This window comes from Occallatibacter sp., assembly GCF_036502485.1.
In the GTDB taxonomy this organism is placed as follows: domain Bacteria; phylum Acidobacteriota; class Terriglobia; order Terriglobales; family Acidobacteriaceae; genus Telmatobacter.
The window spans coordinates 157,874-182,415 of sequence record NZ_DASXYM010000043.1 but is presented as its reverse complement, the minus strand read 5'-3'; the positions used below and the strand labels follow the sequence as shown (position 1 = coordinate 182,415).

At 62.6% G+C, this 24,542-nt stretch carries 18 protein-coding genes; 11 read left to right on the top strand and 7 right to left on the bottom strand.

The window, feature by feature from the left end; translation table 11 throughout:
- Nucleotides 1-101 precede the first annotated feature (101 nt).
- Nucleotides 102-2,468 (top strand): PAS domain S-box protein, encoded by a 2,367-nt coding sequence (locus VGL22_RS07390; protein WP_465266264.1) that lies wholly within the window; start codon nt 102-104, stop codon nt 2,466-2,468.
- A 255-nt stretch (nt 2,469-2,723) separates the two neighbouring features.
- On the opposite strand, the gene VGL22_RS07385 is transcribed toward VGL22_RS07390, so the two are convergent.
- Both VGL22_RS07385 and VGL22_RS07380 read right to left on the bottom strand, forming a co-directional pair.
- Nucleotides 2,724-3,272, bottom strand: a complete 549-nt coding sequence (locus VGL22_RS07385; protein WP_465266263.1) for a hypothetical protein — start codon at nt 3,270-3,272, stop codon at nt 2,724-2,726.
- Between the two features lie 271 nt (nt 3,273-3,543).
- The gene (locus tag VGL22_RS07380; RefSeq protein ID WP_465266262.1) at nt 3,544-3,936 is read right to left on the bottom strand and encodes a hypothetical protein; all 393 of its coding nucleotides are present in this window, start codon (nt 3,934-3,936) and stop codon (nt 3,544-3,546) included.
- A gap of 468 nt (nt 3,937-4,404) precedes the next feature.
- Here VGL22_RS07380 and murC point away from each other — a divergent pair, with 468 nt between their 5' ends.
- Nucleotides 4,405-5,823 carry a UDP-N-acetylmuramate--L-alanine ligase gene (gene murC, locus VGL22_RS07375; protein WP_465266261.1) on the top strand — a complete coding sequence of 473 codons (1,419 nt, stop codon included), beginning with the start codon at nt 4,405-4,407 and terminating at the stop codon, nt 5,821-5,823.
- Between the two features lie 215 nt (nt 5,824-6,038).
- The gene (locus VGL22_RS07370; protein WP_465266260.1) at nt 6,039-7,496 is read left to right on the top strand and encodes a glycoside hydrolase family 30 protein; all 1,458 of its coding nucleotides are present in this window, start codon (nt 6,039-6,041) and stop codon (nt 7,494-7,496) included.
- Nucleotides 7,497-7,646: 150 nt separating this feature from the next.
- On the opposite strand, the gene VGL22_RS07365 is transcribed toward VGL22_RS07370, so the two are convergent.
- Together VGL22_RS07365 and VGL22_RS07360 are read right to left on the bottom strand one after the other, a co-directional pair.
- Nucleotides 7,647-10,331, bottom strand: a complete 2,685-nt coding sequence (locus VGL22_RS07365) for an Ig-like domain-containing protein (RefSeq protein WP_465266259.1) — start codon at nt 10,329-10,331, stop codon at nt 7,647-7,649.
- Nucleotides 10,332-10,680: 349 nt separating this feature from the next.
- A complete protein-coding gene (locus VGL22_RS07360; protein WP_465266258.1) occupies nt 10,681-11,754 on the bottom strand; it encodes a cyanophycinase in 1,074 nt (357 codons plus the stop codon).
- Between the two features lie 281 nt (nt 11,755-12,035).
- Here VGL22_RS07360 and VGL22_RS07355 point away from each other — a divergent pair, with 281 nt between their 5' ends.
- The 8 genes from VGL22_RS07355 to VGL22_RS07320 all read left to right on the top strand — a co-directional run bounded on the left by VGL22_RS07355 (nt 12,036) and on the right by VGL22_RS07320 (nt 21,712).
- Nucleotides 12,036-13,247, top strand: coding sequence for a cell division protein FtsQ/DivIB (locus VGL22_RS07355; RefSeq protein ID WP_465266257.1), 1,212 nt, complete (start codon nt 12,036-12,038; stop codon nt 13,245-13,247).
- A gap of 7 nt (nt 13,248-13,254) precedes the next feature.
- A complete protein-coding gene (gene ftsA, locus VGL22_RS07350) occupies nt 13,255-14,463 on the top strand; it encodes a cell division protein FtsA (RefSeq protein WP_465266256.1) in 1,209 nt (402 codons plus the stop codon).
- Between the two features lie 147 nt (nt 14,464-14,610).
- Nucleotides 14,611-16,221: a cell division protein FtsZ gene (gene ftsZ / locus VGL22_RS07345; protein WP_465266255.1), complete on the top strand. Its 1,611-nt coding sequence runs from the start codon at nt 14,611-14,613 to the stop codon at nt 16,219-16,221.
- Between the two features lie 566 nt (nt 16,222-16,787).
- On the top strand, nt 16,788-18,095 hold the full coding sequence (locus VGL22_RS07340; protein ID WP_465266254.1) for a penicillin-binding transpeptidase domain-containing protein: 1,308 nt from the start codon (nt 16,788-16,790) through the stop codon (nt 18,093-18,095).
- A 263-nt stretch (nt 18,096-18,358) separates the two neighbouring features.
- Nucleotides 18,359-19,372 carry a VTT domain-containing protein gene (locus VGL22_RS07335; protein ID WP_465266253.1) on the top strand — a complete coding sequence of 338 codons (1,014 nt, stop codon included), beginning with the start codon at nt 18,359-18,361 and terminating at the stop codon, nt 19,370-19,372.
- A gap of 70 nt (nt 19,373-19,442) precedes the next feature.
- Nucleotides 19,443-20,360 carry a polysaccharide deacetylase family protein gene (locus tag VGL22_RS07330; protein ID WP_465266252.1) on the top strand — a complete coding sequence of 306 codons (918 nt, stop codon included), beginning with the start codon at nt 19,443-19,445 and terminating at the stop codon, nt 20,358-20,360.
- Nucleotides 20,361-20,473: 113 nt separating this feature from the next.
- Nucleotides 20,474-21,418 carry a hypothetical protein gene (locus VGL22_RS07325; RefSeq protein WP_465266251.1) on the top strand — a complete coding sequence of 315 codons (945 nt, stop codon included), beginning with the start codon at nt 20,474-20,476 and terminating at the stop codon, nt 21,416-21,418.
- Nucleotides 21,419-21,712 carry a GNAT family N-acetyltransferase gene (locus tag VGL22_RS07320; RefSeq protein ID WP_465266250.1) on the top strand — a complete coding sequence of 98 codons (294 nt, stop codon included), beginning with the start codon at nt 21,419-21,421 and terminating at the stop codon, nt 21,710-21,712. It begins immediately after the preceding gene.
- 233 nt (nt 21,713-21,945) lie between these two features.
- Here VGL22_RS07320 and VGL22_RS07315 read toward each other — a convergent pair whose 3' ends face one another.
- The 3 genes from VGL22_RS07315 to VGL22_RS07305 form a co-directional block, all read right to left on the bottom strand.
- A complete protein-coding gene (locus VGL22_RS07315) occupies nt 21,946-22,254 on the bottom strand; it encodes a Rieske (2Fe-2S) protein (protein WP_465266249.1) in 309 nt (102 codons plus the stop codon).
- A 54-nt stretch (nt 22,255-22,308) separates the two neighbouring features.
- Entirely contained in the window at nt 22,309-24,042 is a 1,734-nt protein-coding gene (locus VGL22_RS07310; protein ID WP_465266248.1) for a glutamine--tRNA ligase/YqeY domain fusion protein, read from the bottom strand.
- 141 nt (nt 24,043-24,183) lie between these two features.
- The gene (locus VGL22_RS07305) at nt 24,184-24,429 is read right to left on the bottom strand and encodes a hypothetical protein (RefSeq protein ID WP_465266247.1); all 246 of its coding nucleotides are present in this window, start codon (nt 24,427-24,429) and stop codon (nt 24,184-24,186) included.
- Nucleotides 24,430-24,542 lie beyond the last annotated feature (113 nt).

Below are 24,542 nucleotides of genomic sequence, written 5' to 3'. Positions count from 1 at the left end.
AGTGCATTTAGCGCACGGTGCCTCTTTTGTGTCAGAGTCAATCGCCTCTGATTCTCCGATACTGATGAGAACGCCCTTCGCGGCCGGAACTCGTGGGCAAAATGCAAGGTTTTCAGCACTCGGAGTACATCACACTGTCGCGGTCGGAATTCGACGTCTTCGACCGCAGCCCCGATCCCGCGCTCGATGAACTCACCGAGCTTGCGGCCGTGCTGAGTCTCGCCGACTACGCCTACATCGGCTGGATGGACTTCAGTCGCCTCTGGTTCAAATCTCATTTTGGATTCAATGCGCCCGAGCAGCCCCGCGTCTCCACCGGCTGTAACTGGGTGATCACCACCGGGCAGGCGCTGCTCGTCCTTGACGCTGCTGCGGATCGCCGCTTCCCTCCGGACGGCATTCAGGTGCCCGCCACCGCCAATTGCCGCTCCTATGCCGGCGTGCCGCTTATCAGCCCCGACCAGCAGATCATCGGCACCCTCGCCATCCTGGCACGCAGCCCCAGGCAGTTCAGCCACGAACACATCACGCTTCTCGACGTCCTGGCACGCCAGGTCATCACCCGGCTCGAGCTTTACAACCGCGTCCGCGCCCAGGAACACGCCCAACGTGCCCGCCAGCGCACTGAGCGCGCCCTGGCCGTCGAACGCTGCTTCGTCGCCGCCACCCTCGACTCCATCCCCGCTCTCGTTGCCGTACTCGACACCGCCGGCCGCATCGTGCGCTTCAATCAGCCCTGCGCACAACTCACCGGCTTGAGCATCGTCGACTCCGTGGGCCGCCCATTCGTTGAAGAAGTCCTCGAGCCCGAAGACCGCGACTGGGCCGCCGGCACCCTGCATCATGCCGCCTCTGGACAAGTCTCCGGCCCCCATGAAACCCTCTGGCGCATCTCCGGCGCGCTCACCCGCCGCGTCAGTTGGACCCTCCGCCCCCTCGAAGGCCCCAACGGCGAAATTCAGTACCTCATCGTCAGCGGTCAGGACATCACCGACCAGCGCGAAGCCGAAGAAGCCCTGCTCTCCAGCGAGACCCGTTACCGCGAGGTCGTCGAGAGCTCCCTCGGCTTTGTCTTTACCTGCACCATAGAAGGTCGCCTGACCTCGCTCAACGCCTTCACTGCCGAAACCCTCGGCTACCGCGTTGAAGACCTTACCGGCCGCTCCATCGCCGAATTGCTCGACTCCACCGGCGCCCTCACCTTTCACGAGTGCCTGCAGACCCTTCGCACCAAAGACGAGTGGCAGGGCGCCATTCCCGTCCGCCGCAGCGATGGCGTCTACCGCCGCATCGCCTTCCGCAGCCGCCGCATGGAGCTCCGGGGCGAGCGCCCCTTCATCCTCAACCACGGCGTCGACGTCACCGAGCAGCACGAGGCTGAAGAAGCCCTCCACCTTGCCACCCGCCAGCGCGAACTCATCCTCCAATCCGTCGGGGACGGAATCTACGGCATCGATCTCGACGGACGCCTCACTTTCATCAATGAGGCCGGCGCCCGCGCCCTCGGCTATGAGCCCGGCCAACTCACCGGCCGCGTCATTCACGACCTCATCCACCACAGCCACGCTGACGGCACGCCTTACTCCAAAGTCACCAGCCCCATCCTCCAGGGCATGCGCCGGCAGGAAACCGTGCGCCAGCGCGACGAAGTCTTCTGGCGCGCCGACGGCACCTCCATCCCTGTCGAATACACCGCCAGCCCGCTCATTGAAGATCGCCGCATCTCCGGTATGGTCGTCGCTTTCCAGGACGTCAGCGAACGCCGCCGCCTGGAAAAGATGAAAGACGAATTCATCTCCACCGTCAGCCACGAGCTGCGCACCCCGCTCACATCCCTGCGCGCTTCGCTGGGGCTCATCTCCTCGGGCGCGCTAGAGAAACGCCCCGAAAAGCAGAAGCACATGCTCGAGATGGCGATCTCCAACTGCGACCGCCTCACGCGCCTGGTCAATGACATCCTTGACTTCGATAAAGTCGAGAAGGGCGCCATGCCTCTCCGCCGCGTTCCCGTTGAAGCCGTTGACCTGCTCCGCCGCGCCTCTGACGTAGCCCATGGGCACGCCGCGGACGCCGGCCTACGCTTCCGCATTGAAGCCATCCCCGCTCTGGTGCTTGCCGATGAGGACCGCATCCTTCAGGTCCTCAATGAGCTGGTGTCGAACGCCATAAAATTCTCCCCGCCCAACACCCTCATCACCCTCAGCGCGCAGCCCAGCGGCAAGTCGGACGTCTGCTTCGTCGTCGAAGACCAGGGGCAGGGAATCGCCCCCGAGAAGCTCGAACACATCTTCGACCGCTTCCAGCAGGGCGACGCCTCGGACACCCGGGCCCTGGGCGGCACCGGCCTCGGCCTTGCCCTCTGCCGCAGCATCGTCGAGCAGCACAACGGCCGCGTCTGGGCCGAAAGTACCCCCGGCCGCGGCAGCCGCTTCTCCTTCACCCTGCCCATTGCCACCCCCGCCGGCTAGCGGCTCGTTACGACCGTCCCATGCAGGAAACGGCAGTCTTGCCATTCTGGAGCAACGCGAAGAGCCCGCTTCTACATCTTCCCGCTTCCACGAACGCCGGGTGACCCCATCCTCGCCGCGCCTTTGTTCCTTGCGGCCAGGGTGGGAGACCACGAACCTTAACCAGTCCTTCGCGATCCACCACACCAAACGAAAAAGGCCCATCCGCCGAAGCGGACAGGTCTTTTTCTCCCCAGGTATCTCGATCAGAACAACTTATCGGTGGCCGCCCCCACCGTGAAAGCCACCCCCACCTCCGTGAAAGCCACCGCCACCACCGTGGAAGCCACCGCCACCATGGACAGCCCCGCCACCGAACCCGCCACCGACATGTCCGCCCCCGCTAAAGCGAGGCGCACTGCCCACTCCGCCGCGGTATCCATAACCGCCGCCGTAGCCCGGCCGCGCTCCACCGCGATAGCCGTAGCCGGCGCCGTGGTATCCGTAACCGCCGTGATAGCCGCCATGACCCCAGCCGCCGTGGCCCCAGTAGCCGTGACCGTAGCCCCAGTGGTACCAGGGACCGGCGCCAATAAAGATGCCACCTGTAAACCAGCTAGGCCCGTAGTAGCCATATGGCGCACAAGAGTAGGGGTAGTAAGGGTAGTAGCCCCAGTCGCAGACGGGTGGTCCATACGCCACCGGCCCCGCCACCACCGCCGGCCCAATCCCCACGCCAACCCCGACGGACACCTGCGCGTTCGCCGTCATAGCCATGGGCACCAGCAACGCAATCGCCAATAAGATAAAACGCCAACTCCGCATAAAACCTCCTCGTGCCACCGGCCCCGATTCTCTCAGGACCGCCCGGAAGTCGCAGCCTCCGCTTTCAGCACTGCCGTCCCGGACTCTTACAATCCTTCCCGGCTTACATTCATTCAAACCGCATCCGCCGCCAAAAGTTGCGGCCACCCATGTCACATTGTGAACCGATTTTGCCCCTGTGGGATCACCATTTTCTCGGTGCCACATACAAAACGGCCTCTCCAGTTTTGGAGAGGCCGTCCGTCGCGCAGGTTCTGGGGAAAATTACTGCTTACCTGCGGTCCCGATCTCCTCCGCGACGCCCGCCCCGGTCATCGCCCCGGAAGTGTTCTTGCTCCCGGCCTCGCCCACGGTCCCTGTCACGCCCACGATCCCAGTTCCGGTCGCGGTCCCAATCCCGATCTCGCTGATACACACGATAGCCATAGCCGTTACCGTAGTAGTTCGCTCCCGCATAGGCCCACCGTCCCGGAACCCAGTAGCCACCGGAATAGTAGCCGGCCGTCCATTCATAGCCAGGCCCAGGGCACGGAGGGACGTACGCCGCCGGTCCGCCGCCGACATACACGCCGACGCCAACCTGCGCGTGGGCTGCGGTCGATCCCAGGCCAAGCGTTCCGGCCACCACTGCAGCACCCAACATCCATTTGCCAATCTGTTTCATAACTCCTCCTCCGTGGGCCCGCTCGTTTCTTCACGAAACGACTGTTTTGCGAAACCCGTCCGGCTCCGGGCTCCCTGAGGCTTGGCTCCTGCTTGCCTCAGTGCCCGCCGGTTATGTTCCTCCTAAACGCCACTTAGAACAGGATGTTGCGCTCTTTACCCCAAAATAAATCCCCGCAACTTTTCACTCCGTCGCGCGTCAAACGCCGCCCAAAAACAGCCACCAGGCACCTGGGATCAACGTCCAGAAAACCGCGAATCACCTGCCTCTCTCGCACCCACCACCGACCACCAGACACCCCGGGCCACCTGTTCAGCCGACCACCTGACCACCTGACCACCTGAGCACCTGACCACCTGATCACCTGATCACCTGTCTCCTGACCACCTGTACACTCATCCTCTGCCCCTCGGTCCCTTGTCCCTGCATCTCCGGTGCCGCCCTGTTACCCTGAATCTTCGACCTGCCATGTTCGCCACCTCCCAGCACGCCCACTTCATCGGAATCGGCGGAATCGGCATGAGCGGCATCGCCGAGATCCTTCTCAACCAGAACATGAAGGTCTCCGGCTCTGACCTCCGCCGCTCTCCCGTCACTGACCGCCTCGCCGCCCTCGGCGCCATCATCTACGAGGGCCACGAATCCGCCCACGTCGGAAACGCCACCGTCGTGGTGACCAGCTCGGCCGTCCATTCTGACAACCCTGAGGTCCTCGAAGCCCGCGCCCGCAAAATACCCGTCATCCAGCGCGCCGAAATGCTCGCCGAGCTCATGCGCCTCAAGTACGGCATCGCCATCGCCGGCATGCACGGCAAGACGACGACAACCTCCATGGTCGCCTCCGTCCTCTCCGCCGGCGCGCTCGACCCCACCGTTGTCGTCGGCGGTCGCGTCGATGCCCTTGGCTCCAATGCCCGCCTCGGCACCACCCAGTACCTGGTTGCTGAAGCCGACGAGTCCGACCGCTCCTTCCTCAAGCTCTCGCCCATCCTCGCCGTCGTTACCAACCTTGACCGCGAGCACATGGACACCTACGGCGACATGGACGACGTGGAGCGCGCTTTCCTCGGCTTCATGGACCGCGTGCCCTTCTACGGCGCAATTACCGCCTGCCTCGACAATCCGCAGCTTGCCGCCATTCTCCCCCGTGTCCAACGCCGCGTCTTCACCTATGGAGTGGCCCGCGAAGCCGACTACCGCCTCGAAATCCTCCTGGCGGACGCCGCCTCCGCCCATTCCAACTCTTCTGATCCAGTCCCCTACTCGCATTTCCAGGTCCACACCGCCACCGGTACTCTTGGCCCATTCCAGCTCCACGTTCCCGGCCGACACAACGTCCTCAACGCCACCGCAGCCGTTGCCATTGGCCACCAGCTCGGCGTCACGCCGGAAAAGATCGCCGACGGCCTGCGCAACTTCCGCGGCGTCGACCGCCGCTTTCAGCATCGGGGCACCGCCCGCGGCATCGCCGTGGTCGACGACTACGGTCACCACCCCACGGAGATCCGCGCCACCCTCGCCGCCGCTCGCGACTGCGGCTACAAGCACATTCACGTCGTCTTCCAGCCCCACCGCTACACCCGCACTGCTGACCTGATGGACCAGTTCTCCTCGGCATTCACTGACGCCGACAGCGTCTACGTTCTACCCATCTATGCCGCCAGTGAGCAGCCCATCCCGGGCGTTGATGCAGAGCGCCTGGCCGACCGCATCGCCGGCCCGCGCGTCCAGTACGTGCCTGATTTCCCCACAGCCATTGAAGCCGTGACCTCGCGTGCGCACGAAGGCGACCTCATCCTTACGTTGGGCGCCGGCAGCGTCAGCCAACTCGCCCCCCAAGTCGTCGACAGGCTCGCATCCACTTCCTCCACAAATTCGTCATCTTGAGCGAAGCCAAGGACCCGCTTTCCCCTCGAGCATCTCCGGGCGCCCGGTGCCCCGCGGTCTCCCGCTTCTGGAGACCTGGGAAACCGCTAACCTGCCAACTCGATACGTCGCGAAGCGACCCTGACCCGCTGCTCTCACGCAAACGTTTTACCAGACGCCCGAACGATGTATCATGCCTCCGGCAATCCATCTGCATCCCGCCAGGAGCCGTACGTATGACCCAGCGTTCCCGCCGCACTTTTCTTAAGACTGCCTCTGCCTCCGCCGCCGTCCTCTCCCTCACCGGCTCCCGCCTCTTCGCGCAGCCATCTTCCAGCGTCAAAATCTGGAGCACCTACCGAGACCGCCGCCACATCGCCGCCGACCCGCTCGCCTGGAAACCTGCCGGCCAGATCAATGCCCAGGCCGTCATCCTCAACCCCACCGCCACCCGCCAGGAGATCCTTGGCTTCGGCACCGCCATGACCGACTCCTCCTGCTACGTCCTCAACCAGCTCTCGCAGCCGGACCGCGACGCCATCCTCCACGACATCTTCTCGCCCAGCGAAATGGCGATGAACGTCTGCCGCACCTGCATCGGCGCCTCCGACTACGCCCGCACCCTCTACAGCTTCGACGAGAGCGACACCCCCGACCCCGAACTCAGCAAGTTCTCCATCGATCACGACAAGGAGTACTACCTCCCCATCCTCCGCGAAAGCCGCAAGCACAACCCCGACCTATTCCTGTTCTCATCGCCGTGGAGCCCGCCCAACTGGATGAAGCCCAACAAGTCCATGCTGGGTGGCGCCATGCGCAAGCAAAGCTTCGATCCCTACGCCCGCTACTTCGTCAAGTTCCTTCAGGGCTACAAGGCAGAAGGCGTGCCCATCCAGGCCGTGACCGTCCAGAACGAAAGCGACGCCGAGCAGGAAGGCCGCATGCCCGCCTGCCTCTGGGCCCAGGAGCAGGAGATGGAGTTTGCCGCCAAGTTCCTCGCCCCTGAGATCAAAAAGGCCGGCCTCGACACAAAGGTTTGGATCCTCGACCACAACTACTCGCTCTGGGGCCGCGCTATCGACGAGCTCTCCGACCCGACCGTCTACGAGGCAGTCGACGGCATCGCCTGGCATGGCTATGTCGGCGAAGCCTCTGCCATGGGCCGCGTTCACGACGCCTTCCCGCACAAGAACATGTACTGGACAGAAGGCGGTCCCGACTACACCCAGCCTGACTACCTGACCGACTACACTACCTGGGCCGAGACCTTCAACAGCATCCTCAACAACTGGGCCCGCTCCATCACCGCCTGGAACCTCGCGCTCGACGAAAAAGGCAAGCCCAACATCGGTCCCTTCTCTTGCGGCGGCACCATCACGGTCGAAGGCGGCACCGAGAAGAACGGCAGCCACAAAGTCACCAAGAGCGGTCAGTACTGGGCCTTCGCGCACTACTCGCGCCACATCAAGCGCGGCGCCAAAGTCTTCGCGACAAACGGCGTCGCCCCCAGTGGCACGGGAACGGATGCCAGGAGTGCCGCCGTCACCTGTAGCGGCTACATCAATCCCGACGGCAAGCACGTCCTCGTCATCGCCAACAAAGGCTCCGAGCAGCACACCCAACTCGTCCTCGGCAGCAACGCTCTCGACATCACGCTACCCGCCGAGTCCGTCCATACCCTCGAGTGGTCGTAGAGCACTCGACTCAGTCACGAATGTTTACTTGAATTTGTCATTCTGAGCGAAGCGAAGAACCCACCTTCGCAAAGTGTCGCCAACCCAGATGCTCCACCCTCAGCGCGTGTTTGTTCTTGCGCTCAGGGTGGGACACCGCAGACCCGTCACTCAATTCAACCCATACACATCAATCTCACCCTGCGGATTCGCCACCGTCGTGAGATCGTGCCCCGTCGACACATACACCTTTCCGTTCCCCACAACCGGCGAGGTGAACTTGATCCCGTACCCCGGCCTGTCCCCAAAGTTCAAATTGCTGTCATACAGCTCGCGCGAGAGATTGCTCGCGTCATACGCGCGCAGGGTGGCATTTGTCGGCGCGGTCGAACCCGAATTCTGCAGTGGCTGCCCCGTGTCGATCATCCACAGAACACCGCCTGAAGAGCCATTTGCCGACAGAAACGGCGTGGTCCCCCGCGTGTTCACCTGCACTCCCGGTGTGGTGTAAGGTCCCCACGTCAGCCTATTGCCCGACATCGGAAATTGCCGCACGCCGGACGGAATCCCCGCGACCGTCGGCGTAATCCCCAGATACGCCGCGCCGTTAAACCACGCAGGCGTGCCGAAGATCTCATACGAACTGTGACTGGCCGTGTGTGCGCCGGAAACGTCGGTACACGTCGACGAATACGGTGCGCTCACGTCTCCCTCGAACCACAATGTTTGCGCCGCGCCCGCATCGCCCGCGCTCTCTTTTCCGAGATTGCTGGTGTTTACCACATACAGCCTTCCTGTCTTGCCGCCCGCCACGGCCAGGCTGGTTCCGGGAATCAGCATGATGCCGCCCGCGGCCAAATCTGCATCGTTACAGTTCATGAACGCATAATCCGCGGGTGTGAAATAGTCTTCCAGTTTCAGCGTGGGGCTGAACTTAATCACCGAATCCGCAAAGGCCGTCTTGCCGTCCCATGGCCCGTTCCCCGTGACAACGTAAATGTTCCCGGCGCTATCGGCCGCTGGCCCTCCGCTTCCCATCCATACGCCGCCCGCACTGGCGAACGCTCCCTCGCCATCCAGGTTTGGACTGGCATTGAATACCCCCGTCTGCGCAAGCGTCTGAGCGTTGTAACCCAGCAGCCACCCGCTGTGACAACCGCCAAACCCGATATAGACGGAGTTGTTGGCAACCAGCAATGCCGCGCGCTGCACGCACGAGTGACTCAGAGAAACCACGCCGTTCACCGCATCCGAATTGGTGCCCGGCACCGAAGCATTGATCGTCACCGGCCCGCCGAATTTCTGCGCGCCCGTTGTAATATCCAGTGCGTTCAACCGGAAGCTGATGGTGCCATCCGCTGCCTTTTGTTTCGATACGGCATAGAGGGTATTGCTCGCCCGGTCAATCGCGGGGGTCGATGTCACGCCTTCAAACGGCTGAATGGTTCCGGCCGTAGCGGGCGTCTCGCCCGCTTTCAACAACGAAACCTGCCAGAGCGGCGCGCCATAATTATCCGCATCGAAAGCGTACACGCTGTCATGCTCGGTGGCCACGTACAGCACGTTATGCACGCCACCCTTGATCGTGATGTTCGACATCAGCAGAGGCTCGCCGTAAGCATATCCATCCACCAGGTACGAGAACATTCTTCTGAAATTCGCGGGGCTCACGTTGGAAGCCCCAATCGCGATCTCCTTCTGGTTCCATCCCGTGCGGCTGCTATCCGCATGCCAGGTCGCAATGTCCACAGCAGACGTCGGCGGAACGGCGACGTTGAACTGCGCATTGCCAATCACGCCGTCTTTCTTGGCCGTGATCGTCGTTGCGCCCGCGCTGGAAGCATCTGCCAACCCGGAGCTGCTTACGGTGCCCACTGCCCCATTGGCGATCGTCCAGGCAGCGCTCGATGTTACATCCGCTGTCGAGCCGTCGCTGTAAGTGGCCGTCGCCTTCAACTGTTCCGTCGAACTCATCGGCAGGCTCACAGGGGCAGGACTTACCGCGATTCCCCTGATCGATTTCTGCGCCGTGACATTCAGATTTACCGTGGTGTAACTCGCGCCCCCGCACTTGTCCCACTCCTCCACCACCGTGTGCTGAGCCCCATTAGTCAGAGTGATTTTGGTGTTCAGCGCTGACCCGTTGCTCACATAGGTGAGCTTATTGTTGACATAAACTCCCATCGACGACACGCCGCCTGAGCAACTGGTCGTCGTAGCGGAAGCAGAATAGATCACCGGGGACGTAACCGAACTGCCCGCAGCCGGCGTGGCCACATAGACGCCCGTCTTGTTCACCACGTTGATCCCGACCGGCGTAATCGCTGCACCGCCGCAGTTATCCCACTCTTCAACCGTGGTTTTGTAGAATCCCGGACTGAGTGTCAGCGCAGTATTCAGACTGGCCGCATTTGCCTTGTAGGCCAATTGGCCATTCACATAGATACCGATCGCCGAGATGCCGCCCGCGCAGGTCGTATGCCCCGAAGCGGCATACGTCACCGGCGACGTATACGTGCCGCCATCCTGCGGAGCCGTCACCGTAACTCCCAGCGGCTGCTGCACGGTGATTGGCACAGAGGTATAACTAGCCCCTCCGCAACGATCCCATTCCTCCACCACAGTGTTATAGGAGCCAGGGCTGAGAGAGAGGCTGGTATCCAGGCTGCTGCTATCCACCACATAGGTCAGCTGATTATTGATATAGATGCCCATCGAACCCACGCCCTGCGCGCACGCGCCAGAGGACGCGGTCGCCCGGTATCGCACTGGAGAAGTTACCGACGCGCTGCTCGCCGGACTGGTGACGGAAACCGTGGCGAACGCCGCAGGCGCGGCGAACACAAGAAGACACACGAAACTCGTAAGTGAACCAGCCAGCTGGGATTTCATGGGATGGGCCCCCCGTTGCTGCTTAGATTCGGGCAACCAGCAGAGTGGATGCTTTGGGATATCTCTTCAGCGTTACTTAGGCCCTGGTTACACTCCTGTTACAACGCGGCCAAGAACCCATCCACCTCGATCGTTCCCCCAGCAGGCCGGGTGCCCTATCATCGCCGCGTCTTTGTTTTTGCGGCTTGGGGGACACGCCTACAACCCCGGTAGATCGTTCCCCTACTACTCTGTGATGCCCCCAGATCTCGACCTTAAGATTCGAGAACCACGAGCCCCACTCCCCCTCTGGATCGCCCCTCACCCTGACTGGTCAATACACCGTACCACCCTTCTGCGACGACACGATCTGTCCATCCTTTACATTCAACAGATACTTCGCCGACTCCCCCGTCCACGTCTTGAGGCCGAACGCATGACCCGCCTCAACCTTCTGCACCGAATAGGGCCCAAACGTCAGCGGCTCGTGCAGCGCCGTCACTCTGAACTGCCCGCCGATCAGTATGCCGTGTGCTTTACTGCCATCGATGAAGTAAGCCGCTCCGTGTCCAATTACACGCGCAGCTCCGTCGGGATCCAGCAGGACGGCTGCCCTCTCCTCTACCCCAATGCCGCGCATGCCCTCTCCAGGAGGCGGCTCAGGTTTTCCATCTGGCTCCTCCAGTCGCGCCAGAAATACCAGAAGTCGCCCCATCCGGTCGCGCTTCGCAAAATGCGTATCGGTCACGATGCCCCTCAGCACCGGGATGCTCAGAAACCCCTGCGCCAGTGTGATCCGCGCCCCATACGGATCGCTCATCGCCAGCTTCCCCGTCAGGTTTGGATCATCCGGCTTGTCCCCTTGCGCTGAGTAAGCCCACTCACCCATCACCGCCAGCCCCGCGCTGGTGCCGCCCAGCGGAACCCCGCGCGCGATGTCCTCGTTCAGCGCGTCCTGCACCGGCGACTTCATCCAGAAGTTGATGTAATTCGCCTGGTCGCCTCCAGCAATAAAAACCGCCTCCGCCTTGCGGATCTTCTCCGCCACAAACGGGTCCTCCGCCGCCGCGCGATTGGGAATCACCAGCGTCGCCACCGAATTCAGCTTCGGGCACAGTTTCTGCACATAGGGGTTGTAGTCATCCCCGCCCGTCGCCCGCAGCACCAGGAAATCCCCGCCCCCGGCCCGCTCGCACATCCACGCGAACGCCTCATCCAGATCCGCCCCCCCACCCATCAGCGCGAACCCAGCCCGAGGCTCCCCATGCGCCGCGTCGGCCGTATTCCCCACGCGAAAGTACTTGTACGGATGCTCCGCCTGCCCAAAGCAGGAAACAGAGCAGGGAACCGCTATCGCCAAAAAGGCCGGCGCGAGCCGTGACACCCAGCTACTAAGAATCCGATTCATCCCGCCAGCTTAATGCATTTGTTTCCGCAGTTTTCCTCGCTTTCGCCCAGTTCCACCACCTGCCCCCTCTTTCCCCTTTTCCCTCGTTTGCCTTTTTCCTGGCTTTCACCGTTTACCCCCAGGGTTCCCCCCACTCCACCCCGCCCGGATATCCACTCCTATCCGCCCTATAGTGGACTCTGGCGATTCTCACGACCAGCTCAGGCGTGGCTCAGCGCAATCCCAAAATCGGCTCCCTCCCTTGGGAGGAACAGACGTCCGCAGAGCCCCGCTCTCGGCGCGTGCAGGAAGTCTCGCCCCGCCCCGGGCGCAACCCCTCCGGGCGCAACCTCCCCGGCATGCCCGTCGAAATGGCGGATCCGGAGGACGACGAGGAACTTCCGCGCCGCCGCCGTCAGTTTGAAAAGCCCTCCGGCCCCTGGTACCGGCCCACCACCCGGCTCGGCCGTATCCTGCTCGCCAGCGGAGCCTTGCTCGTCCTCGGGGCCTTTACCACCGGCGTCATCGCTCTCAAGAACCTGCTGGAGCGCGATTCCCGATTCCGCATCGCGGGAACTGAAGACGTGCAGGCCGTCGGCCTTACCCAGGTTCCCCGTGCCGACATCCTCCCCATCTTTGGCGCCGACATTGGCAAAAACATCTTCTTCATCCACCTGAGCGAACGCCGCAAAGAGCTTGAGCAGATCCCCTGGATCAAAAGCGCCACCGTCATGCGTCTCCTGCCCGACCAGGTCCGCGTCTCGGTCGTCGAACGCACCCCCATCGCCTTCGTGCGTGAAGGCCAGCAGATCGAACTCGTCGACGCCGACGGCGTGCTGCTCACCATGTCCCCTGAAGCCATGACGCAGCACCACTACTCGTTCCCGGTGGTCACCGGCATCGATCCGCGTGAGCCCCTCCCCGCGCGCCGCACCCGCATGGCCGTTTACCAGCGGCTCATCGCCGATCTCGATTCCAACGGCCAAAACATCTCCCGGCAGATTTCCGAGATCGATCTCACCGACCCCGAAGACGCCCGTGTCCTCATGCAGGACGATCCCACGCTCTTGCACTTCGGCGACGAGCAGTTCCTCGCCCGCTATCAGCGCTATAAGTCCCATATCGCCGAGTGGCGTCAGCAGTACCCCACCCTTTCAGCACTCGACCTGCGTTATGACAGCCAGGTCGTGCTGGAAAGAGCCTCCGGCGGCAATGCTGCGTCCGCCACAGTCACCGCTGCCGCCTCGTCGGATACTTCATCCACAATCGCCAAGCCGTCTCCAGCCACCCACCCGGAGTCGCTTGCATCGGCTTCGACAACTCCGGCCAAACCTCAGCACTCCGTTAAGCCTGAGCACAAACCACAACCGCATCACGTCGCCAAAACGGCGCCCGCCAAACCCAAAACCGCCGCGCAGCGCGAAAAGGAAAAACGCGAGGCAGCGCACCGCGCCGCCCTGCTTCGTCATCAGCACGCCGCCAACTCCACAGCCGCAATCCACCGGGGCCAATGAGCACACGATGAGCCAGGAACAGGAAAATCTGATCGTAGTGCTCGACGTGGGCAGCGCCCACACCCGCATCCTTGCGGCTGATCTGAACGAGGGCGCTCTGCGTTATCGCGGCCACGCCGCCATGGATTCGGCCGGCATGCGCAAAGGCCTCATCGCCGACCTCGGCCCCGCAGCCCGCGTCGTCAAAGCCGCCACCGAACAATGCGAGCGCGTCGCCCGCGCCAACATCGACGACTGCGTCGTCGGCGTCGGCGGCCCCCACATTCGCGGCCTCAACACCAACGGCGGCTTCGAACTCGGCAGTCGCATGCGCGAGATCACCCGCGAAGACGTCCGCACCGCCGTCGAACGTGCCCGTGCCGTGGAGCGCCCGCCCGATCGCGAGATCCTGCATCTACTCCCACGCCAGTTCATCGTCGACGATCAGCCCGGCATCTTCGACCCCGTCGGTATGGTTGCTGCCCGGCTTGAGGTCGACCTCCACATCGCCACCTGCTCCGGCTCGGCCCTGCAGAGCAGCGTTACCTGCGCCAACCGCGCCGGCCTTCAAGTCTCAGAAGCCGTGCTCGAATCCGTCGCCGCGGCGGAATCCACCCTCTCCGCCGACGAGCGCGAACTGGGCGTCTGCCTTCTCGACATCGGCGCCCACTCCAGCGACCTGGTTGTCTTTTTCGAGGGCGCCGTCGCGCATACCTCGTCTGTTCCTGTCGGCGGCGCCCACTTTACCAATGACCTGGCAGTCGGCCTCCAGATGCCCGTCTCGCACGCTGAGCAGTTAAAGCGCCAGTACGGACACTGCGTTGTAACCGCCGTTCCGCAGAACGCCGAGATCGAAATCGCCAATCCCAGCCCCCAGAAGCTCGCGCTCCGCTATGTCGCTGAGATCCTCGAGCCGCGCGCCCGCGAGTTGATGTATTACGTCAAGGAAAGCCTCCGCAACGGCGGCGTGCTTGACGCCCTCGGCGCCGGCTGCGTGGTCACCGGCGGGGGTGCCATGCTGCCCGGTTTGCTCGACGTCACCGAGAGCCAGCTTCGCGTGCCTGCACGCACCGGCATGCCTGTCCGGCTCTCCAACATGCCCGGCGAACTGGCCCATCCGAGCTTTTCGACAGCCATCGGCATGCTCTTGTACGCACACCGCACGCGCGTTACGCGCGCCGCGGAGAACAACGGTTTGCGCGCCAAACTGCGCGCCATTTTTGCCGCCAGCTTCTAGCTCCTGGCTACTAGCCAGGTGCTCGCTATGAGCTGCAGGTCAGAGATTTAGAACGAGCCAGCGGAAACGCCTGGCGGGAAACAACAAGATGAAGCTAGAAGCTGGAAGCTAGCGGCTAGCAGCTAATCAGGAGGCCGGGGAGATTATATGGAACAGTCAGCACAAGCCGGGGAAATGCGCATTCAGTATCACGATGAAACCCCGCGTGGCGCGCGCATCAAGGTCATCGGTGTCGGTGGCGGCGGCGGCAATGCCGTCAACCGCATGATCCAGGCGAAGATGGAAGGCGTCGAGTTTATCGCCGCCAACACAGACGTCCAAGCGCTCAAGCTCTGCCAGGCCCCCGTCAAGCTCCAGCTCGGCGTCCGCCTCACCTCCGGGCTCGGCGCAGGCGCCAATCCTGATGTGGGCCGCCGCGCCGCCCTTGAGGACTCGGAAAAAATCATCGAAGCCCTCGAAGGCGCCGACATGGTCTTCGTCACCGCCGGTCTCGGCGGCGGCACCGGCACCGGAGCCGCCCCCGTCATCGCCTCCCTCGCCAGCGAGATGGGCATCCTCACCGTCGCCGTCATCACCCAGCCGTTCGTCTTTGAAGGCAAGCGCCGCCTCCAGCAGGCCCAGCGTGGCCTTAAAGAACTGCTTGACTCCGTCGACACCATGATTGTCATTCCAAATGAGAAGCTGCTCGCCGTCGCCAAGGACGCGGGCTTCTTCGAGTCCTTCCGCATCGCCGATGACGTCCTCCGTCAGGGCGTGCAGGGCATCTCTGACATCATCACGATCCCCGGCATCATCAATCGTGACTTCGCCGACGTGAAAACCACCATGGCCGGCATGGGCCACGCCGTCATGGGCACCGCCGTCCGGTCCGGCGAAAACCGCGCCGTCGAAGCCGCCCAGGCCGCCATGGCCTCCCCGCTGCTTGAGGCCGGCGCTATTGACGGAGCCCGCGGCATCCTCATCAATATCACCGGCTCCAGCGCTCTGCGCCTCTCGGAGGTCAACGCCGCTTCCTCCCTTATCCAGGAAGCCGCCCACGAAGACGCCAACATCATCTTCGGCGCAGTCCTCGACGAAAAGATGGGCGACGAGGTCAAGATCACCGTCATCGCCACCGGCTTTCGCGACCAGAGCCCGGAGCGCCGCGCCCGCATGCTCAGCGTCGAAGATACTCCGGTAATCTCGGTTCCGGTCCTCTCCAGCGACAACTGGATGCGCGAGCCCGTGTCAGTACCTGTCATGGCCACCATCCCCGCCCGGCAGCCCGCCTCCCAGCTCGATTCAGTACCCATCGCCGTAGCTCCGCTGCCTGAAGCGGCTCCGGAACCCCCCTCCGTGCCCGAGCCCGAGCCCGTTCAAGCCGCCGCTCCGCCACCCCCCCGTTTCATGAGCGAAGTGGAAGAGCTGGAGCCCTCCGGCCAAGTCTCGACTCCGGCCCAGGCCGCTGTTCCGACCCCAGCCGCAGCCCACCCTGCCGCTCGTTCTGACAATCACCATGCCAGGGTCGAGCAGGACCTGAAAGCCTTCGACGAGCTCTTTGCCGACACTGCCCCCATCGGACCCGCTCGGCCGCGCTTCGCCGAGCTCTCCGAGGAGCCGCCCTTCAAGCCCCTGCCGCGCGACTACGCCACCGACCTCGGCAATGGCGTCCGCCCGGCCCTGCCGACGGAGCAGCCGGTAGCGATGTATGCCGAAAAGCGCGACGACATGGAGCGGGATCTCGACGTCCCCGCCTTCATGCGCCGCATGCAGTTCTAACTGTTTCAGGCTGCGGCGTCTCGTAGCCTGAGAAAACTTTGATCTTCGTCCCGCCAACCTGCCCGTCTAAATGCTCATTGGCAGGCAAACGGGCCGAACTACCCCAGGGACCACCATCAGAACCAAAGGGGTTCACTGATTGGTACCACCGGCTTGGAGAAACTCGCAGCAGGTTACATAATGGTTGTAGCTGCGGTTTTTCTCCTCGTCACGGGCGACGCGGAAAACCTCAGCTCACTCCAAGTACGTAGCTGAAGTGCTCGGCGTCACAAGCTTTCAACCTGTGCTGGAGTGAAATAGCTGTATATTCGAACCAAGCTCTCCAGCCCAAATGTTTCTTTTTTCAGATCGACGGCCACCCAGGGGGACGTGTTTCAGGTTCCGCGAGCGTGCCGCACCAGAGCTCTTCGGTGACTTCATCCCCGGAGAGTTCGAGTTGAGAGGGTACTAAGTCTTTTTGCGGTGAATGTGCGCAAGATCCCGCAAATGGAACGAGCAGTTATGAGTGCGCCTTCCCCACGGCAGACGCACGGCAAGAATCCATTTGTTGAGAGGATGCTGGCTGGATGAGACTGTCCTGCGCATTGTTAACCATCGCCCTCGCGAGCACTGGCGCTGCCTCAGCGGCCGCCCTTGACGCGCCCCATACCCTTCATCACCCCCGCTCGCAGCACCTGGTCGAAAGCCACCACGCGCATCACGCGGCGCGGGCCACGGTGCACGAATCGGCGAAGACCCCAGCCAGAGCAGCCGTCCGGAGGGCGCCCAAAGCCGCATCCGTCCATGCTGGCCACCACACCAGCCGGGTCGGCAACGGCGCGCCCACCATCCGCCGCGCCAGCCTTCACGGCCGCCATCGTTATTACGAGCGCTTCACCGCAAGCTCCTTCGCCGGCTCTGACCAGTTCTCCGGCGACCTCACCACCGGCGAAGACCCCATCGTGCGACAGGCCGCCATCGATGCCCTCGGCGACATGAACGGCACCGCGCTGGTCATTGACCCCTCCAGCGGGCGCATCCTCGCCATGGTCAACCAGAAGCTGGCCCTTTCGCCCGGCGCCGAGCCCTGCTCCACCATTAAGATCACGGTCGCCATGGCCGCTCTCTCTGAAGGCATCGTCACCCGCGACACCATGGTCCAGCTCCCCGGCTTCCGCATGAACATGACCCAGGCGCTGGCCAAGAGCAATAACCTTTACTTCGAGGAACTCGGCCGCGAGCTCGGTTTCGAGCGCGTCAAGCACTACGCCAACGAGTTTGGCCTCGGCGAGCTGGCCGGCTGGCACATCCAGGGCGAACAGCTCGGCACCTATCCTGACCAGCCCATCCCTGCTTCGGAAGGCGGCGTGGGCAAGATGTGCAGCTTCGGGCAGGGCGTCTCCATGACCCCACTCCAGCTTGGCGCTTATGTTGCAGCCCTCGCTAACGGCGGAACCCTCTACTACCTCCAGCACCCCACCACCGCGGCTGAAATCGCAGGCTTCGCGCCCCACGTCAAGCGCACCCTCGACATCGCCCGGTATGTGCCCGAACTTCAGGACGGCATGGCCGGCGCGGTCGAGTACGGCACCGCCCGCCGCCTGCGCACCAGCTTTACGGAACTGCCCGTCTTCGGAAAAACCGGCACCTGCTCCAATAACGGCACCCGCTTCGGCTGGTTCGCTTCCTACTCCGAAGCCCCCCAGGGCAGCCTGGTTACGGTGTTCTTCCTCGAGGGCGGACGCCCCACCTTCGGCCCCCGCGCCGCGGAGCTGACCGGAGCCTTCTACCGCAACCTTTGGGATCACAATTACTTCATCAACAAGCCGGTGCAGGCCACCGCCTCGGCCATCCCGGTGGAATCGACCACCGCCGGCCAGGGCGTCGACCAGTAAAGCCGCTCATCCTCCTCGCAACAGACAGGCCGCCCTCGGGCGGCCGTTCGTTTTCATTCCCCCTCAAGCCAGCGGCGACGTCGCCTCGAAAGGCATACCATCGTAAGCAAGGTCCCAGGCATTTCGCTCCTGGCAGGCACACCACTCGCCTTCTTGCACCGATTTCCACTGCCGGACATCCGATACCCAGACAGCTTCCCCTTGCTCTCTGTCCGAGCGAAAAGCTACTTTAATCCTGCGGCTGCAAACGGAGATTCCCGGCAATGTCCCTACCCACGCACATTCTCCTTACCTATGGGTACCTGCTCTTATTCGCGTGGGTGCTGATCGAGCAGCTTGGTGCGCCGTTCCCGGCCATTCCGGCGCTGCTGGCCGCCGGAGCGCTCTCCGCTGAGGGCCAGCTCAACCTGGTTGAAGCGCTGCTGTTCGGGCTCGCTGCCTGCCTTGTGGCCGACAGCGCCTGGTTTTTTGTCGGCCGCCGCTACGGCAACTACGTACTCAATCTCCTCTGCCGCCTCTCCATGGAGCCCACCCTGTGCGTGCGACGTACCCAGCTCCAGTTCAGCCAGCGCCGCCAGGTCACTCTCCTCATCTCCAAGTTCGTCCCCGGACTCGCCATCCTCAGCCCGCCCGTAGCCGCGCAGGCCGGCATGAGCTACGGGGAATTCGCCATCCTCGACACAGCCGGCTCCCTGCTATGGCTGCTCGCGTTCCTGGTGGGGGGCCGCCTCTTCGGCGACGCCCTCAAGCGCGATCCCAGCCTGTTGGACTGGGTCGGCCGCTTCTCCGGCGCTCTCCTGGTGCTCGGCATCGTGCTCTTCTTCGTGATGCGCCTGGTGCGCCGCCGCATGCTCCTGCGCCAGATGGTGGAGTCCCGCCTCGAGCCCGAAGACCTCTTCACCCAGATGCAGAACGGCGAGGATTTCTGCATTGTCGACCTGCGCCATCCCGTAGAGCAGCTCACTGACCCCTTCGTCTTGCCCGGAGCCCATCGCATTGCCCCTGACGAAGTGATCCACCGCCACGTTGAGATCCCGCGCGACCGCGACGTGGTCCTCTACTGCACCTGCCCCAATGAGGAAACCGCTGCCCGCGCCGCCATGCAGCTCCAAAAGCTGGGCGTCGAACGCGTCCGCCCCCTGCGCGGCGGCTATCAGGCCTGGAAGAAACTCGGCTATCCCATGGAAGCCATTCCCCCCGTTCAGGCCCCCGTCCAGGTCCCCGCCCAGGCTATTGTCCGAATCGACCAGATTGGCCCCATCAGCCAGATCCGTTGAGCCCCCGATTCCAGCGGCCCGCTCATCCGCTACCATGTCCTGAGGCCATCTTCCGGCCGTCGGAGATCACGTGAACACTTTGCGCATGGGGCGCATTCTCTTCGCTTCGGCTGCCGTTCTCGCAGCCTGCATTTCCGCCCATTCCCAACAGATCGCCTTCACTTGGGATGACGTGCCGGCGCACAGCGCCCTCCCGCCCGGTGAGACCCGCGTCGAAATCGGCCGCAAGCTGATCGACGCCATGAAAGCCGAGCACATGACCGGGGTCTACGGCTTTGTGAACGGCGTCGCCACGGAGCGCGAGCCCGCCTCTGAGCCCGTGATGAAGGACTGGCGCGCCGCCGCATTCCCCCTCGGAAACCATGCCTGGTCGCACATGAACCTCAACACCGCCGCGCTGGCCGACTGGGAAGCCGACGTGCTGAAAAACGAGCCCATCCTCGAGAAGTACGCCGCCGGCTCTGACTGGCACTGGCTGCGCTATCCCTTTCTCGCCGAGGGCAACACACCCGAGAAGCGCGACGAAGCCCGCAAGTTTCTGGCCGAACATCACTACCGCATCGCTGCCGTCACCATGAGCTTCGGCGACTACATGTGGAACGAGCCCTACGCCCGCTGCGTGGCGAAAAACGACACCGCCGCCATCGCACAACTCGAAACCACCTATCTTGACGCCGCCTCTCAAGACGCCGGCTTCCGCCGCGCCATGGCCAAAGCCCTCTTCAGCCACGACATTCCCTACGTCCTGCTGATGCACGTGGGAGCCTTCGACGCCCGCATGCTTCCCCGCCTCCTCAAGCTCTATCGCGAGAAGGGCTTCAGCTTTGTCACCCTGGAAGAGGCGGAAAAGGATCCGTTCTACAAAACTTCACTCGACCCCTCGCTTCCCGAACAGCCCGATACTCTCGAAGGGGCATTGCAAGCGAAAGGCCTGCCGCTGCCCCCGCGTCCCAAAATGACGGTAGATGTGAACGGAATTTGCCGGTGAGAGGCGCGGCCGCACCGGTTGTTCGGTTCTTTCCTGGCTTTATTCCGTTCTGGAATCGGCACAGCAACGGCCGGACTGGTAGGCGAGCCTTACGCGGGATTCCGTTCCTTCTCTTGGCCGTGACGATGGCGTCGACGATTTGCCCGCGCGCTCATGCGCAGGCCGCGATGTTGATGGAGGAGCCCTTCGGCCTATTTGGCTTCATGAACCCCACTGGTCACGATGCGGTTTACTTTGAGCGCATTTGTGCTGAAACTCCCGTAAAGCTGCGTCGCTGCGCACCCGGACAACTGGGCGCCGTAATCACCCGCTACCAGGGAATCGCGCCCTACGACTGGATCGCGATGCCCCTGCTTCCTTACCTCTATTCCGTTGAAAACGCCTCAGAAGTTCCCTCGCATGTGGACCAGGCAACGGTAAACGCCTTGCGCGAAAAATACCATGACGCGCATCTGCTCAGCCTGGGCAAAGACGTGCCCCGCGGGGGCAATGTAAAGCGAGGGTGGAGTCAATTTGTGGGCGTGTCGTATGAGCGCCGCATCTACGCCTTCCGTTTTTCAACCGCCGAAGCCCAGGACGACGCATTGATCGCCCGGATGAACGGCGAGGCAAACCTCTCCCGTTTCAACCTGCTTCACAGGAATTGCGCAGACTTCACGGCCGCCATCCTGAACCAATATTTCCCGCAGACATTTCGGCGCAGCATCCTTCCTGACGCGGGAATTACCACCCCCAGGCAAATTTCCTACAAACTGGTGCGCTATGCGCGCAAGCACCCCGAGATCCAACTGGCGCTGTTCGATCTTCCGCAGGTTCCCGGCTATCGCCGAGGAAGCAGAGGGAACAAAAGTATCGCCAAATCGCTCATCGCAAACGGAGCTGTTGTCCCGCTGGCATTCCTCAGTCCGTACGTCGCCGGCGGAGTGGTCCTCGATTATCTGATTTGGGGGCGATATCCGCTCCCTCTCAAGCGCCTTGAAATACTCGGTCCGCAGAACATGGCTCCATTGGGGGGCGAGAAAGTGGAGCGGGATCCTGGTTTGGAGCATCAGCAGTGAATGGACAAAAAGACAGCCGCTGCGAAGAACACCATGAGCCGGATCGAGATCGATCAGGACGGGCAAACCGCCTATCTTCAATTTGAGTTGGATAACTCCGGCTGGATGACCATCTGGCATACCGAAGTGCCTGAGCCTCTGCGCGGGCGCGGCCTCGCCACAGAGCTCGCCAAGGCGGCGTTCGACTACGCCAAGACCAACGACCTCCGGGTAGATGTCATCTGCCCCCTGGCGCTACATTACCTTGAGCAACACCCCGACCTGAAGCCCCTCATCGGAAAGCCCGCGCGCTGACTCTGCCTATCCCCACCGAAACTTCCGTCATCCTGACCCTGAGTGCAACGAAGGGGAAGGACCTGCTTCTGTTCTTGCCTTTCTTGTCTGTCATTCCCGGCGGGGATCTGCTTTTCGCTATGTCGCATTCCAGCCCCGGCATGCTGATTCCTCGCCTGAGCGGCGCGATTTCCATAGATGGCTGAAGCCGCTCTCGCCCGCCCTGTACCGCGAGATCGCAACTGGAGTCTGCCCTACAGCTTCACCCGCAACTCACCGCCCTCTACCTTCGCCTCAAAAACTTCTGCCTTGAGCTCTGGATCGTCCTGCGCTTCCCCCGTGCGCAGATTGAATGCATAACCGTGCCATGGGCACACGACGCACCCGTCTTCGATGCTCCCTTCGCCCAGGGGACCGGCTTCATGCGGACATGTGCCATCCATCACGCTGATAGCGCCGTCGCTATTGGCGACACACAACGCGCGTCCATTTGCCGTGAACTCGCGCACGCTCCCCGGCTGGGGCAACTCCGACTGCGCACAGATGCGGATGAATTCAGCCATGGCCACTCCTCTTTCCTGCGGACAGCCTGGAGTCCGACACCCGGCTTCCCGGCGTTACGCCCCAGCCTTCTTCTCAATCTTGGCCCACGAATCCTTCAGCGGCAGCGTCCGATTAAAAACCAGCTTCTCCGCCGTCGACTCCCGATCCGGCGTGAAATAGCCCACGCGCTCAAACTGGTAAGGCGCGCCCGCCTTCGCCCCCGCCAGCGACGGCTCAAGCTTCGCGTCCGCCACAATCTCCAGCGAGTTGGGATTCAGATTGTCGAACAGATCGCCGCCCTCCGGAAAGTCGAAGGGATCGGGCTTCGAGAACAGCTTGTCATACAGCCGAATCTCGGCCCCCACCGCATGCGCCGCCGACACCCAGTGCATCGTCGACTTCACCTTGCGCCCATCCGGCGAGTTGCCCCCGCGGCTGGCCGGATCATACGTGCAGTGCACCTCGATGATATTTCCCTCCGCGTCCTTCACCACAGACTGCGCCGTGATGAAGTAAGCCGACCGCAGCCGCACTTCCTTCCCCGGCGATAGCCGGTAATACTTGGGCGGAGGCACCTCGCGAAAATCGTCCTGCTCAATGTAGACCTCGCGCGAAAACGGCACCTGCCGCGTGCCGGCCGACGGATCTTCCGGATTGTTCTGCACCTCGACGTACTCGGTCTCGCCTTCCGGACAATTCGTAATCACCAGCTTGAGCGGCCGCAGCACCGCCATCGCCCGCGACGCGCGCCGGTTCAGGTCGTCGCGCTGGAAATGCTCCAGCACTTCAATGTCGGTGATGCCGTTGGTGCGCGTCGCGCCAATGTAGCCGCAGAAAGACCGCAGCGCCTCCGGCGTGAACCCGCGCCTGCGGATCCCGCTCAACGTAGGCATCCGCGGATCGTCCCACCCCGACACGCGCCCCTCCTGCACCAGCTGCAGCAGCTTGCGCTTTGACAGCATCGTGTACGTCAGGTTCAGCCGGTCAAACTCAATCTGCTGCGACGGAAAAATGCCCAGGCTCTCGATAAACCACTTGTAGAGCGGCTGATGATCCGCAAACTCGAGAGTGCACATCGAGTGCGTCACCTGCTCGATCGAATCCGACTGCCCATGCGCATAGTCGTACATCGGATAGATGCACCACTCGTTCCCGGTCCTGTGATGCTCGGCGTGCAGAATCCGGTACATAATCGGATCGCGCAAATTGATATTTGGCGATCCCATGTCGATCTTCGCCCTCAGCACCCGCGCGCCGTCCGGAAACTCGCCCGCCTTCATGCGCTGAAATAGATCAACATTCTCTTCAACAGACCGGTCGCGATACGGCGAGTTCTTCCCCGGCTCCGTCAGCGTCCCGCGATACTGCCTGATCTCGTCCGCGGTCAGATCATCCACATACGCCTTCCCGTCCCGAATCAGCTTGAGCGCCCACTCGTAAAGCTGTCCAAAATAATCCGACGCATAGCACAGCCGCTCCCACTCAAACCCCAGCCAGCGCACGTCCGCCTGGATCGAATCTACGTACTCCTGCTCTTCCTTCTCAGGATTGGTGTCGTCGAAGCGCAGGTTGGTCCTGCCACCCACCTCGTCGGCGAGCCCAAAGTCAAGGCAGATCGCCTTGGCATGCCCGATGTGCAGATATCCATTCGGCTCCGGTGGAAAGCGCGTCTGCACCACGGCCTCGCCATACTTCTTCGTGCGCACGTCCTCAGCAATCATGTCGCGCAGGAAATTGGGGGTAGTGCGGGGTTCTTCGGTCATACGGGCTTCGCGGCTTTCCGTGTTCGACTCTGTGTTAACTGCCATGTATCTATTTTTTCACGGATGGACGCCGGATGCAGTGCGTTTGACGCGGCACTCCTGCCTGGCCATCGACATCAGGACCGCGACTCATTGACGCACCTACGCGGCGATCCATCACGCAGCCCCAGTCCCGCGCCCGTCCGATCAGCGCGAAGCGACAGCGACAGGAGCCGTGCACGGACCATAAATCTTCGACACCTTCTTCACCGAGAACGTCTTCCGCTTCTGCTCGTCCTTCCCCGGCTTGCCGGAAAGACGCACTTTCTCGCTGGGCTTGATCATCGCGATATCACCCGCAAGCAGATAGAGGTTTTTGCCCTGCTCATCGGTGAGTTGGAGAGCGCTGCCGTCCTCCGATACGCACCCCGTGATGTTATGCGGCGCACGCACCAGGAAATAAACTCCAACACCGGCGCCGGCTGCCGCGCCAATAAGAATAGCGAAGATTCCAGCGGCTTGTCCTCCGCTTGGGGCCGGCTCTTGTGCTTCTGCTCTGAAACCGT

Coding starts and splice junctions, on each gene's coding strand:
- VGL22_RS07390 (WP_465266264.1), top strand. CDS start 102: ATGCAAGGTTTTCAGCACTCGGAGTACATCACACTGTCGCGGTCGGAA.
- VGL22_RS07385 (WP_465266263.1), bottom strand. CDS start 3,272: ATGCGGAGTTGGCGTTTTATCTTATTGGCGATTGCGTTGCTGGTGCCC.
- VGL22_RS07380 (WP_465266262.1), bottom strand. CDS start 3,936: ATGAAACAGATTGGCAAATGGATGTTGGGTGCTGCAGTGGTGGCCGGA.
- murC (WP_465266261.1), top strand. CDS start 4,405: ATGTTCGCCACCTCCCAGCACGCCCACTTCATCGGAATCGGCGGAATC.
- VGL22_RS07370 (WP_465266260.1), top strand. CDS start 6,039: ATGACCCAGCGTTCCCGCCGCACTTTTCTTAAGACTGCCTCTGCCTCC.
- VGL22_RS07360 (WP_465266258.1), bottom strand. CDS start 11,754: ATGAATCGGATTCTTAGTAGCTGGGTGTCACGGCTCGCGCCGGCCTTT.
- ftsA (WP_465266256.1), top strand. CDS start 13,255: ATGAGCCAGGAACAGGAAAATCTGATCGTAGTGCTCGACGTGGGCAGC.
- ftsZ (WP_465266255.1), top strand. CDS start 14,611: ATGGAACAGTCAGCACAAGCCGGGGAAATGCGCATTCAGTATCACGAT.
- VGL22_RS07340 (WP_465266254.1), top strand. CDS start 16,788: ATGAGACTGTCCTGCGCATTGTTAACCATCGCCCTCGCGAGCACTGGC.
- VGL22_RS07335 (WP_465266253.1), top strand. CDS start 18,359: ATGTCCCTACCCACGCACATTCTCCTTACCTATGGGTACCTGCTCTTA.
- VGL22_RS07320 (WP_465266250.1), top strand. CDS start 21,419: ATGGACAAAAAGACAGCCGCTGCGAAGAACACCATGAGCCGGATCGAG.
- VGL22_RS07315 (WP_465266249.1), bottom strand. CDS start 22,254: ATGGCTGAATTCATCCGCATCTGTGCGCAGTCGGAGTTGCCCCAGCCG.
- VGL22_RS07310 (WP_465266248.1), bottom strand. CDS start 24,042: ATGGCAGTTAACACAGAGTCGAACACGGAAAGCCGCGAAGCCCGTATG.